This is a genomic window from Streptomyces sp. NPDC019396 (assembly GCF_040632375.1).
Lineage (GTDB): Bacteria > Actinomycetota > Actinomycetes > Streptomycetales > Streptomycetaceae > Streptomyces.
This window is the reverse complement of the sequence record NZ_JBEYBS010000009.1, coordinates 173,719-186,592: the sequence shown is the minus strand read 5'-3', so window position 1 is coordinate 186,592 and position 12,874 is coordinate 173,719. Positions and strand designations below refer to the sequence as shown.

Here is a 12,874-nt window from a genome sequence, read left to right as displayed (position 1 = left end):
GATCATGACGGCCGGGTGTCGAAACAGTGCCGGGACCGTCGCACCGCCAGGCAAGGCACGAGGGCACCCGGTCGGGAGGGGGGCCCGTGTCCGACATACCGGCCAAGCCATCTGGCGCCGAGCAGCCGCCCGATGGCCACGAGGACGACGCGACGCCGCGCCGGGACGGTGCGGCCGCCGAGCCGCGAGGCCCTGAAATCCCACCGCAGTTGTCGGCGGATCCGGCGCGCACGTCGTCATCGACAGGGCACACCGCGAATCCGTCCGCCACGACTGGAGCATCGGCGAGCCCATCGGGCCCGGCAGGTCAGGCCTACCCGGCAGGTCAGGCCCACCCGGCAGGTCAGGCCCACACCGCCGGGAAGGCGGTGGGGCCGGCGAGCCCGCACGGCCCCCGGGCCCGGGCGGCGGGTCCATGGCATGCCCCGGTGGGCGCCTGGCCCCCCGCTGGTCAGCCCTGGCCGCCTCCTGTGCGGCGGCCCGAGCCACTGCTCGCCCGTATGCGTCCCGCCCCGCCCGCTCCCATACGCGTGGCCACCCTGTGGGGCGTCCTCGCCACCGCGGTGCTGAGCGCGCTGCTGCTGGGGGACGGGCTGGGGGTGAATCTGCTGATCGTGGCCGTGCCGGCCGCGCTCGCCGCGTACTTCGCCGCACACGCCGCCGGCCGTCGGCTGCGCCCCTGGACCGCGGTGTGGGCCCTCGGAGCGCTGGGTCTGGTGGGCATTCCTGCCCTGTCGGACGCCGGGTGGCCGTCCTTCCTCGCGGTGGCGTCGGCCGTAGTGGCCGGTGCCCTCGCCCTGCACGGTGGCAGGAGTTGGCCGGGTGTCCTCCTCGCCCCGGTCGGTCTGCTCGACTCCCTGGCCACCGGTGTGTCCTGGGGTTGGCGGGGAGTGCGTGAACGGGTGGACGGCTCGCGTGGCCGTCTCGGACCTGTGGTCCGCACGATCGCCGTGGCGCTGGTGCTTCTCGTCGTGTTCGGCGCGTTGTTCGCCGGTGCGGACGCGGCCTTCGCGGATCTGCTCGGAAAGCTGATCCCCGATGTCTCACTCGTCGACGGCCCCTGGCGGTTCTTCCTCTTCCTTGTGGGGCTTCTCACCGCGCTTGCGATGGCGCGTACGGCGGCCGCACCGCTCCGCTGGGACCGGACGACCGTGCGGGCCGGAAAATCCCGGGGCCGATTCGAGTGGGCGCTGCCGCTTGTGGTGCTCAACCTGCTCTTCGCGGCCTTCATCGCGGTCCAGCTCGCCGTCCTCTTCGGTGGCTACGACAAGGTGCTGCGGGAGACGGGACTCACCTACGCCGAGTACGCCCGCCAGGGTTTCTGGCAACTGCTCTGGGCCACCGTGCTCACCCTCCTCGTCATCGGTCTCGCCCTGCGCTGGGCACCGAAGGGCGGGCCGCGCGACCCCGCCCTGGTCCGCGGGGTGCTGGGCACCCTGTGTCTGCTGACCCTGATCGTGGTGGCGTCCGCGCTGCGCAGGATGGACCTCTACGTCGACGCCTACGGGCTGACCCGGCTGAGGGTCTCCGTGGCCGCGATGGAGCTGTGGCTCGGTCTGGTGATCATTTTGATCATCGGCGCGGGGCTCCTCGGCGGCCGCTGGCTGCCGCGGGCGGTGGTGGGCAGCGCCATGGCCGCAGTCCTCGCGTTCGGGCTCGCGTCACCGGACGCCCTGATCGCCGAGCGCGGTGTGCAGCGTCACGAGGAGACCGGCAAGATCGACGTCGACTATCTGACGGGTCTGTCCGCGGACGCCGTGCCGGCCCTTGACCGGCTGCCCGAGCCCGTCCGCTCGTGTGCGCTCGCCGAGATCGCCCGCGACCTCGGGCATGCGGACGAACCCTGGTATGCGACGAGCTGGAGCCAGGCCCGGGCCAGGTCGATCATCAGAGAACGGCCTGTCGAGGTCCGGACCTCAGGCTGTCCCGGCGACGGCCGCTGGTCCTCCGAAGACGAGCGCGACTCGTACGGCGACGAGTACGACCCGGGCACCGGTACGGACTGAATCCGCGGCCCTGGGCTCCGGCCCGCTATGCGACGGGCCCCGCACCCCCCGCTGCGCCGCTGAGGGCCTCGAGGTCGCTCTTGCGTACGCGCACCACCACGACAGCCGTCAGCAGGGCGATGAGCACCATCGCCACGGCTGCCACGAACGAGGTGGAGATTCCCTCGGCCAGCACCTCGTGCCCCCACGGCGCAGGAAGCTCACCCGTCTTGGCGAACTGCGCCTTCTGCTCCGGGGACGACTGCGCGAGGAACGACGGCACCTGCTTCTGCGCCTCGTCCCGGCTCGCCGTACCGAACACGGTGACCAGGATGGACAATCCGAGCGAGCCGCCCACCTGCTGAGTCGCGTTGAGCAGCCCCGATGCCGCACCCGCCTCATGCTGTGCGACACCCGACACAGCGGTCAGGGTGAGCGTCACGAAGTTGAGGCCCATGCCGAAGCCGAAGAGCACCATCGGCCCCAGTACCCCGTTCGGATAGGTGCTGTCCGAGCCGATCAGGGCCAGCCAGAGGACACCGCTGCCGGTGATCGCGGACCCCGAGACCATGAACGGCTTGGGGCCGAGGACGGGCAGCAGCCGCTGGGCGGTTCCCGCGCCGGTGACGATCGCGACGGTGACCGGGAGGAAGGCCAGACCGGCCTTGATCGGGGAGTACCCCAGCACGTTCTGCACGAAGAGCACGATGAAGAAGAACATGCCGAACATCGCGGCCGCCAGGCTCAGCATGATGACGTACGAACTCGAGCGGTTGCGGTCGGTGAACATCCGCAGCGGGACGATCGGCTCCTTGGCCCTGGACTCGATGACCCCGAAGGCGCCGAGCAGGACGACCGCCGCGCTGAAGGACCCGAGCGTGAGCGAATCCCGCCAGCCCTCCTCGGATGCCCGGATGAATCCGTAGACCAGAGAGGCCATACCGGCCGTTGAGGTCAGCGCACCGGATATGTCGAAGCGGCCGGGGTGGCGCTCGGATTCACCGATGTAGCGGGGTGTGAGGAAGGCGATCAGGATGCCGATCGGGACGTTGACGAAGAGAACCCACCGCCAGTCCAGCCACTGGGTGAGCATTCCGCCCGCCAGCAGCCCGATGGCACCCCCGCCCGCCGAGACCGCGGAGAACACCCCGAAGGCCCTGTTGCGCTCCGGCCCTTCGGGGAAGGTCGTGGTGATCAGCGCGAGTGAGGTCGGTGAGGCGATCGCCCCGCCGACCCCCTGGAGCGCCCGTGCGGCGAGCAGTTGCCAGGGTTCCTGCGCGAGCCCGCCGAGCAGCGATGCGAGGGTGAAGACCAGGATGCCCGCCATGAACACCCTGCGGCGGCCGAGGATGTCGCCCGCCCTGCCACCGAGCAGAAGCAGGCCACCGAAAGTCAGGGTGTAGGCGCTGAGCACCCAGGAGAGATCGGTGGTGGAGAAGTGGAGTGCGCCCTGGATGTGCGGCAGTGCGATGTTCACAATTGTCGCATCGAGTACCACCATGAGCTGGCAGGCCGCGATGACGGCGAGGGCGACTCCCGGACGCCCCTCGCGCCGGGCCTCGCCCCGCTTGTGCTGTTGTTCTAGCTGAGAGGTTGTCACTATGAGTCCCCCACCCATGAGTCAGTGAACGGATGCGTTCACTGTCCCGTCAAACGGTAGTGAGTCCCCAACAGTGAACGCAAGCGTTCACTGGAGCTACCGCACTGCTTCAACGGAGAGTTTCCGATGGCTACTTCACGCTCTGCGGCCACCGCTCGGCCGCAGCAGGTGACGCCGCGCCGCCGCGGTTCCGTGCTCGAACAGGCGATTCTCGCCGCAGTGCTCGACCAGTTGAGTACGGTCGGCTGGAACGGGCTGACCATGGAGGGTGTCGCGGCCGGTGCCCAGACCGGCAAGGCCGCCGTCTACCGGCGCTGGTCGTCCAAGGAGGAGCTGGTGGCGGACGCGCTGCGCGCGGGACTGCCGGAAGTCGGTGAAGCGCCGGATCACGGCAGCGTCCGCGAAGACCTGTACCAACTCTGCCGCCGTATCCGCGCGGCCATGTACTCGAAACCGGGCTGCGCTCTTCGCGCGGTGCTTCACGAGTGCGATGATGAGACCACCGCTGAACGATTTCGCGCGCTGATCATCAGCGGAGTCGCCGAGCCTGCAAGCCGACTCTTCCTCGAAGTGGTCCGCCGCGGAATCAAGCGAGGCGATGTGCGCGCGGATGCCACGGGAAGCCTGGTCGGCGACGTGATGCCGGCGATCCTGATGTACCGCTCGAAGGTGTGCGGAAGTGAATGGCCGGACGCCGAAATCGGCGAGATGGTCGACCAGATCATGGTTCCCCTGCTGCGGCCGGGTCCCCCTTCGCCGCTCAGGGGGACCCGGGACGGCTCGTAGATCGACATCCGGGGTGTCGTCGCCGGCCGGAGCGGCGTACCCTGACTGGCGCCATGCCGTACGAACCACCCACTCACACCGTTGAGCGCTCGCTCCGGGCCACCACCGGTTCCAAGATCATCGCCGGAGTCGACGAGGTCGGGCGCGGGGCCTGGGCCGGGCCGGTCACGGTGTGCGCTGCCATCACGGGGCTGCGCAGGCCCCCTGACGGTCTCACCGACTCCAAGCTGATCAGCCCCAAGCGCCGTACGGAGCTTGCGGAGCGGCTGGAGGAGTGGGTCACCTCGCACGCACTCGGGCATGCCAGCCCGCAGGAGATCGACGAACTCGGGATGACCGCGGCGCTCCGGCTCGCCGCGGTGCGTGCCCTGGACGGGCTGCCCGTGCGGCCTGACGCGGTGATCCTCGACGGGAAGCACGACTACCTCGGACTGCCCTGGCGCGTCCGTACGGTCATCAAGGGTGACCAGTCCTGTGTCGCGGTCGCTGCCGCCTCGGTGATCGCCAAGGTGAGCAGGGACGCGATGATGGCCGAGCTCGGAATGGATCCGGTGTGTGAAGGCTTCGGATTCGCCGACAACGCGGGCTACCCCTCGCCCGTGCACAAGGCCGCGCTCGCAGAGCGCGGCCCCACGCCGTACCACCGGGTGTCGTGGGCTTTTCTCGACGGGATGCCGCAGTGGCGGCACCTGAAGAAGGTTCGTGTCCCGGTGCGGGCGGCTGCTGTTCCGGAGAGCGAGGGCCAACTCGGCTTCGACTTCTGATCAGACCGGTCGGTGACCGCTGTGCGGAGGCCGACCTCACGGATCGCACTCATGTGCCCACCCGCTGATGCCAGGCGCATCGGCGTTTGATAGATATCCATACATACCTCTCATCCCCGAGGAGCCACAGATTCACGAGAGCGCCCAGGGTCCCCGCGCGACTACGGCCACCGGCCGCACCGCGCCGACCCCCCGTCCCGTACCCGGCCCGCGTAACGCGGCCACGCCCCGTCCCGGACGTCCCGGACCCGGCCAGGCCAGGCCCACGCCGCCGCCCGCACAGCGCACGCACGGCTCCGCGGCCCCGGCCACTTCGGTGCCTTCGCCGCAGCCGGAGAATCGTTCCGTGCCGCAGATTCAGCTGATCCCGGCTCCGCCAGCGGGTGCGCTCGATGCCGCGGGTGAAGCAGTCGACCTGCTGCTCGACTCCGGGCGAGCCCCAGAGGACATCCTGGTGCTCACCACCGGCGAGCAGCACCCCTGGGCCGCACACGAGCTGTCCTTCGGCGAAGCCGCCTACTGGGCCCAGCACGACGCCGGTGACGACGTCTTCTACGCGGACGCCGCCTCGGTGGACCGCGCGGGCACCCGGCCGGTGGTCGTGGTCGCCGTCAACGGCGGCACCGACGACGAGACCGCCCGTGCCCTGCCCGGCGCCATGGACCGTGCGGGAGCGCTGCTGATCGTCTGCGGTGATGCGCAACGCATCAACGCCCTTCTCGGTGCGGGCGTCTGAACCCGCGCCGAGAACACGGCGATGCCGGCGCATCGGGCCGGCCGTGCCAGTCACGGCCGGTCGCCACGCGCGTGCACCGGAAGGTCACCGGAAACGGGAACGCTGGGAGATGCGGGCTACGCGCCGGGTGGTGCCTCCGTGAGCTCAGCGGGCAGCCGTCCGGCGGAGTATCTCGGCCGCTCCGCTCGCGGCGCGCAGCGGGACCACTTCCGGCGCGGCGCCGAAGCCATCCGGTGGGGACTCGAAGTTGGGCCGCCGACCGCCCCGCCCTTCCCCCAGCACCTGCCACCCGCCACCTGTGAGCGTGATGTACGCGCCACAGCGCAGCCCGTGCAGCGTGCAGGCGTCACGCAGACCCCACATCCAGGCTCCGTCTTCCTCCGTCCACCGTTCGTCGCCGTCACGGCAGTAGAGCAGCACGGCGGTGCGGACCGGGGTGCGCCGGCGTAGATCGTGTGGAATCACCCGGCGCAGATGAGCCAGGAGCGCGTTGCGGAAGTCCCAGCCGTCGGCGGGCACGGAGCGCCGGGCGAACGAGGCACTGGCGGTGAGTCTCTCCTCATGGTCGAGCACGGCCACGACCGCCGTCGCGGGTGTGGGCCGGTGGCGGGTGTGAAGGCTGCTGACCACATCACGGGGGCTGCGCAGCAGGGGGATTCCGGCAGCTGCCCATTCAGCGGGCTCCAGCATCCGTGCCAGGCGGCTGGGTGAGCCGGCCGCAGCACTCAGCGACGAGGCTGCGGACGAGGCGAATCCGAAGGTCACGTTCCTCCCTTCGCATACGCGCGCTCAGAGCGGGCAGGGGTTGGTGGGACGCGCCACGACACAACCCATCAGGACCACGAACGGGCCGCGCGGGGACGCTTCCAATTCTTCCTGGCCTACGGGCGGGCGGCAACGAGCAATTGAGCCCGCTGACTGGAATGGACAGGTATGACGCTCATATCCTTCGCTTGCCCAGGCCGGGCCCCCTCATGCGGATGTGGCGAGGACCAGCGGAAACACCCCCTTGGCCCCCGCACGGCGCAGCAGCCGCGCCGCGACCGCGAGAGTCCAGCCGCTGTCTGAGAGATCGTCTACGAGCAGCACCGGCCCGTCGGCCGACGCGAGCGCCCCGGCCAGAGAGGCCGTCACGGTCAGCGTTTCATGCAGTCCTCGCACCCGCTGGGCGCTGTTGGTGCGTGAGACGGACCTGTTCTCGGACCCGGCGGCGTACTCGACGGTCCCGAGCAGCGGCATCCGGCCGACCTCGGCGATCCGGGCTGCGATTGAGCCGACGAGCGCCGGCCTGACCCGCGACGCCACCATGACCACCCCGACCGGGCGCGGCGGAGCGTCCTCGGCGCCCGACGACCAACCCCCGGGACCCTTGGCCCAGTCCGCGAGCACGGACACCACGGCGCTCAGCACATCGTCCGGCACGGGACCGTCCGGAGCCTGGGGAGCGAGCATCGGCCGGAGCCGGTTGCCCCATCCGATGTCCGACAGGCGTCCCAGCGCCCGCCCGGTGAAGGCCTGTTCGCCGACCGGGATACGGCCCTTCAGATCCACTCCCACCGCTGCGAGACCCGTGGGCCACATCCTGCGCGGCTCGAGTTCCACACCGGGGCGGCCCAACTCCCCACGCGCGGCCTGAAGCGCGGCCTCGGACACACCCGAATCGAAGCGGGCCCCAGCGCAGTTGTCACAGCGTCCGCATGGCGCCGCCTGCTCGTCGTCGAGCTGTCGGCGCAGGAACTCCATCCGACAGTCCGCTGCCGACGCGTAGTCACGCATTGCCTGCTGTTCGGCCGTCCGCTGCCGGGCCACCCACGCGTACCGCTCGGTGTCGTACTCCCAGGGCTGCCCCGTCGAGGTCCAGCCGCCCTTCACGCGGTGTACCGCGCCGTCCACGTCGAGGACCTTGAGCATGGCCTCCAGGCGCGTGCGCCGCAGCTCGACCAGGGGCTCCAGGGCGGGCAGCGACAGCGGCCTGCCTGCCTGCGCCAGCACGTCCAGGGTCCGGCGGACGAGCTCTTCGGGAGGGAAGGCGACGGAGGCGAAGTACTGCCAGATCGCTTCGTCCTCCTTGCCCGGTAGGAGCAGCACCTCGGCATGCTCCACGCCGCGACCCGCGCGGCCCACCTGCTGGTAGTAGGCGATGGGGGAGGAGGGCGAACCGAGATGGACCACGAATCCCAGGTCGGGTTTGTCGAAGCCCATCCCCAGCGCGGAGGTGGCGACCAGGGCCTTCACGCGGTTGGCGAGCAGGTCGTCCTCGGCCTGCTGCCGGTCCGCGTTCTCCGTGCGCCCCGTATAGGAGGCCACCGTGTGTCCGCAGTGCCTGAGATAGGCCGTGACCTCCTCGGCCGCCGCGACGGTCAGGGTGTAGATGATCCCCGACCCCGGGAGCTCCCCGAGATGGTCCGCCAGCCAGGCCAGGCGGTGGGCGGCATCGGGAAGCCGGAGCACGCTCAGGCTGAGGCTCTCCCGGTCGAGCGGCCCGCGCAGCACGAGCGCGTCCGTGCCCGCGCCCGTGCCCAGTTGGTCGGCGACATCGGCGGTGACGCGGGCGTTGGCCGTAGCGGTGGTGGCGAGCACCGGGACACCCGGTGGTAGGTCGGCGAGCATCGTGCGCAGCCGGCGGTAGTCGGGCCGGAAGTCGTGGCCCCAGTCGGAGATGCAGTGGGCCTCGTCGACGACCAGGAGCCCGGTCGCGCTGGCCAGCTTGGGCAGGACCTGGTCCCGAAAGTCGGGATTGTTCAACCGCTCGGGACTGACCAGCAGCACGTCGACGGCTCCGGACGCGATCTCCGCCTGGATCTCCTCCCATTCTTCCTGGTTGGACGAATTGATGCTCCGGGCTCTGATCCCCGCTCGGGCCGCTGCTTCCACCTGGTTGCGCATGAGCGCGAGCAGAGGCGAGACGATCACCGTCGGGCCGGCGCCCCGCTCCCGCAGCAGAGAGGTAGCGACGAAGTACACGGCGGACTTGCCCCAGCCGGTGCGCTGGACCACGAGCGCCCTGCGTTTGTCGGCGACGAGCGCCTCGATGGCGCGCCACTGGTCCTCACGGAGCCTTGCGGCACCGGTGGTGTCCCCGACGAGACGGGCCAGCACGGCATCCGCCGATGCCCTCAGATCTGCGTGGTCTGCGTTGGTCATGGACCTATGCAACCCGATGGCACGGACATCGCGCGAACGCGCGGTCCCACCTGTGGATAACGTTATCCACAGGGCTGGCGGCGTGGACTTGACCACGGGACCGTCGAGGCATGCGAGAGACCAACGAACACAACCAGCCGCCTGCGTCCGGTGGCTCCGGGAGCCATGCCGGCGAGCAGTCGATCACCTTGCGGGGGCCCGCGGAGCTCGCCGACGCCCTCCCGTACCTGATGGGGTTTCACCCGACGAACTCCGTGGTCATGGTGGCGCTCCACGGCAGCCGGGGACGGTTCGGGGGCAGGCTGAGAGTGGGGATCCCCGGCTCGGGGGCCGAGTGGCCGCCGATGGCGGACCAGCTTGCCGAATGCCTGATCGACGCATGCGGGCGGCGGGGCGCGAAGCCGGACGGAATCATCGTCTTCCTCTGCCGGGATCCTTCGGCCGGACAGACCGCTCGCGAGGTGATGGATGAGCTGCGACCGTTGGCACAGCGCCTGCGGACCGCCTGCGGCGCTCTCGACGTGCCGGTGTACGAGGCGCTGTGTCTGTCCGACGGCCGCTTCTGGTCCTACTGCTGCCCGGACGTCCGCTGCTGTCCGGCGGAGGGGACGGTCATGTCGATGCCGGGCACTTCCGTGATGGCCGCGGCCGCGGCCTACGCGGGCATCCAGGTGAGGGGTTCGCTGCGGGACCTTGAGGCGCGGCTCGAGCCGTTGCGGACGTCCGCGGCGGCCGAGCAGGAGCGGGCACTGGACGGTATCGCGTCGGCGCTGCTGGTCGGCATCGTGGATCAAGGACGCCGGGAGGAGGTCCGCGCGGACACCCTGAGGCTGGCACGGCTGCTCATGGAGCGGCTCGCGGCGCAGGCGCCCGTGCGGACCGCATGGCCCGAGGCCGACGCGCACGACGACGAGCTGATCTCGCACGAGGAAGCGGCGGCGGTGATCCTCGGACTCCAGGACCGGGACACCCGCGACAAGGCCGCCGCGTGGATGGAAGGGCCGGAAGCCCACCACGCCTTGCGACTTTGGCGGGCGCTGTCCCGTCGCTGCGTCGGCTCTTACGGCGAGCATTCCGCGGCACCGCTGGCGCTGACGGGCTGGGTCGCATGGTCGACCGGCGACGAACCAGAGGCGCGGGTCGCGCTCAGCCTCGCGCTGCGGGCGGATCCGGAGTATCTCTTCGCCCGGCTGCTTCATCAGGCGTGCAACGACGGACTGGATCCTGAAGAGCTGCGACGCTGCCTGCGCGAGCACGCGGCGCCGGACCCCGGTGAGGCAGAGGGAACAGGATCCGCGCACTCGGTGAGCAAGACCGAGCTGAGGCGGGGCGGGCGCAGGAAGCAGACGGCACCTGGCCCGGGCGAGCGGCCCCGGCAGCGGCCCGCACCGGGCACCGGGCGCCGAGACCCGAGGAGCACTTCCGACCGGGGCCGCCGACGAGGCTCCGACATCGAGCCCGGCGGCGGCTGACGATCGGCGACCGGAGCCGCCGAAGAAGTCCCCGGATCTGGATCACGAAGGGAGTGTTTATCGTCAGGAAGACGACTATGATCGCGGCATGCCACCCTACGACCCGTCGGCCTTCCCGCCGTTTGCCGTCACCGTCGACCTGGTCGTGCTCACCGTACGCCGCCATGCCCTCTGCGCACTGGTGGTCCGCCGCGGAGAGCCGCCGTTCCAGGGGCGCTGGGCGCTGCCCGGAGGGTTCGTACGGGCCGATGAGGATCTCGCCGCCGCAGCCGCGCGGGAGCTCGTCGAAGAGACGGGGCTGTGCGTCCACGATCCCGCTTCACCCGACACCGGCAACGGTGCGCATCTGGAACAACTGGCCACCTACGGCGACCCGAAGCGCGACCCACGGATGAGGGTGGTGAGCGTGGCCCATCTCGCGCTCTCTCCCGATCTGCCCGCGCCTCGAGCGGGCGGGGACGCGAACAGCGCGCGGTGGGCCCCCGTCGAATCGCTGCTCAATCCGGAAAGCGGCGGACGCGAGGGCGAGCCGGCCGCCCAGCTCGCCTTCGACCATGCCCGGATCCTCGCTGACGGTGTCGAGCGGGCAAGGTCGAAGATCGAGTATTCCTCGCTGGCCACGGCGTTCTGCCCGCCCGCGTTCACGGTGGGCGAGCTGCGGCGCGTGTACGAGGCGGTGTGGGGTGTGGTCCTGGACCCGCGGAACTTCCATCGGAAGGTGACGGGCACGCCCGGCTTCCTGGTACCGGCCGGGGGCACCACGACCCGTCAGGGAGGCCGTCCCGCGCAGTTGTTCCGGGCTGGCGGCGCGAACCTGCTGAACCCGCCGATGCTGCGGCCCGAAGTCTGACACCTGCCGCGAGCGCGTCTGTTCCCTCCGACAGGCCGTGGCTACCCGGGAGAACTCCGGCCGGATCCGCTCCGGTTGGTCGGGCCGCCCTCTCTGTGCCCTCGCCCTCGGCCTGGCATCGCGAACGCGCCCCGGAGAGCGAATACCGGCCCCAACTCTCCAATGCTTCAACGGCGTTGCCGCGATCACGCAAGGGGAAGCGTGGCTTCCCGCCTTCGTGCGCCTCGTAACTCCCCCGCAGATGACCGTTTGTGCCTGATAAGCCGTCAATTGCGGCGAGGGCGGTGATCACCCTTTCGTGTGCTTTTCACCAAAGACCTCAAGGGCTGCTCGGGGGACGCCGACAAAGGATGCGTGAGTACCCTTGCACACACCATGATGACCGCCGCCCGCCCCGCCGAGTCCGGCCTCGTCGGCCCGGGCGAACTCGACCGATACCCCTACCCGGAGGTCCCCGGCGTCGACCGCCCCGAACGCGTGGGACCCCCAGCCGCCTGGGACACTTCGGAAGCCGATCTGGGCCGTGCGGTCGGCCGCCGCGCGGCGGGCAGCCGGGGCCGTGGACTTCACGGCCAACTCGTCCAGCAGCTCGGCCAGATGATCGTGTCCGGCGACCTCGGAGCCGACCGGCCGCTCGTTCCCGAAGAGATCGGGCAGCGCTTCGAGGTCTCCCGGACGGTGGTCCGGGAGTCACTCCGTGTCCTGGAGGCTAAGGGCCTCGTCAGCGCCCGCCCCAATGTCGGCACCCGGGTGCGACCGGTCAGTGACTGGAACCTCCTGGACCCCGACATCATCGAGTGGCGCGCCTTCGGCCCGCAGCGTGACGATCAGCGCCGCGAGCTCACCGAGCTCCGCTGGACGATCGAGCCGCTCGCCGCCCGCCTCGCCGCCGGTCACGGCAGGGAGGACGTGCAGCAGCGTCTCACCGACATGGTCGAGATCATGAACCACGCGCTCACCCAGGGTGACGCGATCACCTTCGCGCGTGCCGACGCCGAGTTCCACTCCCTGCTGATCCAGGTCGCGGGCAACCGCATGCTGGAGCACCTGTCCGGCATCGTCTCCGCGGCGCTCCAGGTCTCCGGCGGCCCCGCCGCCGGATGTGAGCGTCCCTCCGAGGCGTCCCTGGCGCACCACGCCCGGATCGCCGACGCGCTCGCCGCGGGCGATGCGAACGGCGCCGAGACGGCCATGCGTCAACTCCTTACCGCCCACCCCGAGGTGGACCGCGTCGTGCCCGCTCCGCGCGAGCACTGACCGCGGACACGGCAGGGGCCCGTGTGCGCCCCATCGTGTGTCGCCGGACCCTCGGGGTCCGGCGACACGATCGCGGACGCGAGGGCCGACGCGGAGTCCGGAACGACGGCCGGCGCGATCACCGGAAGGGCTGGAAACGGTCGCCTGTGGGGCGTCCGGATGGTTTCCGGCACCGGCTGTGGGGAAGTGGGGGAACGTGACAGAAGCCCGCGCACACTGTTTCAGACGAGACGATTGTCGGGCGACATACCTTTTCAGACGTTTTGCCGAGAATGAGGTG

At 70.6% G+C, this 12,874-nt stretch carries 10 protein-coding genes; 7 read left to right on the top strand and 3 right to left on the bottom strand.

Going from position 1 to position 12,874, the window contains the following annotated elements:
- Positions 1 to 197 precede the first annotated feature (197 nt).
- Positions 198 to 2,006: a DUF4153 domain-containing protein gene (locus ABZ532_RS13335; RefSeq protein ID WP_361282141.1), complete on the top strand. Its 1,809-nt coding sequence runs from the start codon at positions 198 to 200 to the stop codon at positions 2,004 to 2,006.
- 25 nt (positions 2,007 to 2,031) lie between these two features.
- On the opposite strand, the gene ABZ532_RS13330 is transcribed toward ABZ532_RS13335, so the two are convergent.
- Positions 2,032 to 3,585, bottom strand: a complete 1,554-nt coding sequence (locus ABZ532_RS13330) for an MFS transporter (RefSeq protein WP_361282015.1) — start codon at positions 3,583 to 3,585, stop codon at positions 2,032 to 2,034.
- Positions 3,586 to 3,711: 126 nt separating this feature from the next.
- On the opposite strand from ABZ532_RS13330, the gene ABZ532_RS13325 reads away from it, so the two are divergent.
- The 3 genes from ABZ532_RS13325 (at position 3,712) to ABZ532_RS13315 (ending at position 5,871) form a co-directional block, all read left to right on the top strand.
- Positions 3,712 to 4,371 carry a TetR/AcrR family transcriptional regulator gene (locus ABZ532_RS13325; RefSeq protein ID WP_361282013.1) on the top strand — a complete coding sequence of 220 codons (660 nt, stop codon included), beginning with the start codon at positions 3,712 to 3,714 and terminating at the stop codon, positions 4,369 to 4,371.
- Between the two features lie 53 nt (positions 4,372 to 4,424).
- Positions 4,425 to 5,135 carry a ribonuclease HII gene (locus ABZ532_RS13320; protein ID WP_361282011.1) on the top strand — a complete coding sequence of 237 codons (711 nt, stop codon included), beginning with the start codon at positions 4,425 to 4,427 and terminating at the stop codon, positions 5,133 to 5,135.
- A 103-nt stretch (positions 5,136 to 5,238) separates the two neighbouring features.
- The gene (locus ABZ532_RS13315; RefSeq protein WP_361282139.1) at positions 5,239 to 5,871 is read left to right on the top strand and encodes a hypothetical protein; all 633 of its coding nucleotides are present in this window, start codon (positions 5,239 to 5,241) and stop codon (positions 5,869 to 5,871) included.
- 144 nt (positions 5,872 to 6,015) lie between these two features.
- Here the strand turns inward: ABZ532_RS13315 and ABZ532_RS13310 are convergent, their stop codons facing one another.
- Positions 6,016 to 6,636: a hypothetical protein gene (locus ABZ532_RS13310; protein ID WP_361282009.1), complete on the bottom strand. Its 621-nt coding sequence runs from the start codon at positions 6,634 to 6,636 to the stop codon at positions 6,016 to 6,018.
- Between the two features lie 207 nt (positions 6,637 to 6,843).
- Positions 6,844 to 9,015 (bottom strand): RecQ family ATP-dependent DNA helicase, encoded by a 2,172-nt coding sequence (locus ABZ532_RS13305; RefSeq protein WP_361282007.1) that lies wholly within the window; start codon positions 9,013 to 9,015, stop codon positions 6,844 to 6,846.
- A gap of 110 nt (positions 9,016 to 9,125) precedes the next feature.
- On the opposite strand from ABZ532_RS13305, the gene ABZ532_RS13300 reads away from it, so the two are divergent.
- The 3 genes from ABZ532_RS13300 (at position 9,126) to ABZ532_RS13290 (ending at position 12,594) form a co-directional block, all read left to right on the top strand.
- Entirely contained in the window at positions 9,126 to 10,487 is a 1,362-nt protein-coding gene (locus tag ABZ532_RS13300; RefSeq protein WP_361282005.1) for a DUF4192 domain-containing protein, read from the top strand.
- Positions 10,488 to 10,575: 88 nt separating this feature from the next.
- Entirely contained in the window at positions 10,576 to 11,337 is a 762-nt protein-coding gene (locus ABZ532_RS13295; RefSeq protein ID WP_361282003.1) for an NUDIX domain-containing protein, read from the top strand.
- Between the two features lie 300 nt (positions 11,338 to 11,637).
- Positions 11,638 to 12,594, top strand: coding sequence for a FadR/GntR family transcriptional regulator (locus ABZ532_RS13290; protein WP_361282001.1), 957 nt, complete (start codon positions 11,638 to 11,640; stop codon positions 12,592 to 12,594).
- The last annotated feature ends 280 nt before the right edge of the window (positions 12,595 to 12,874 follow it).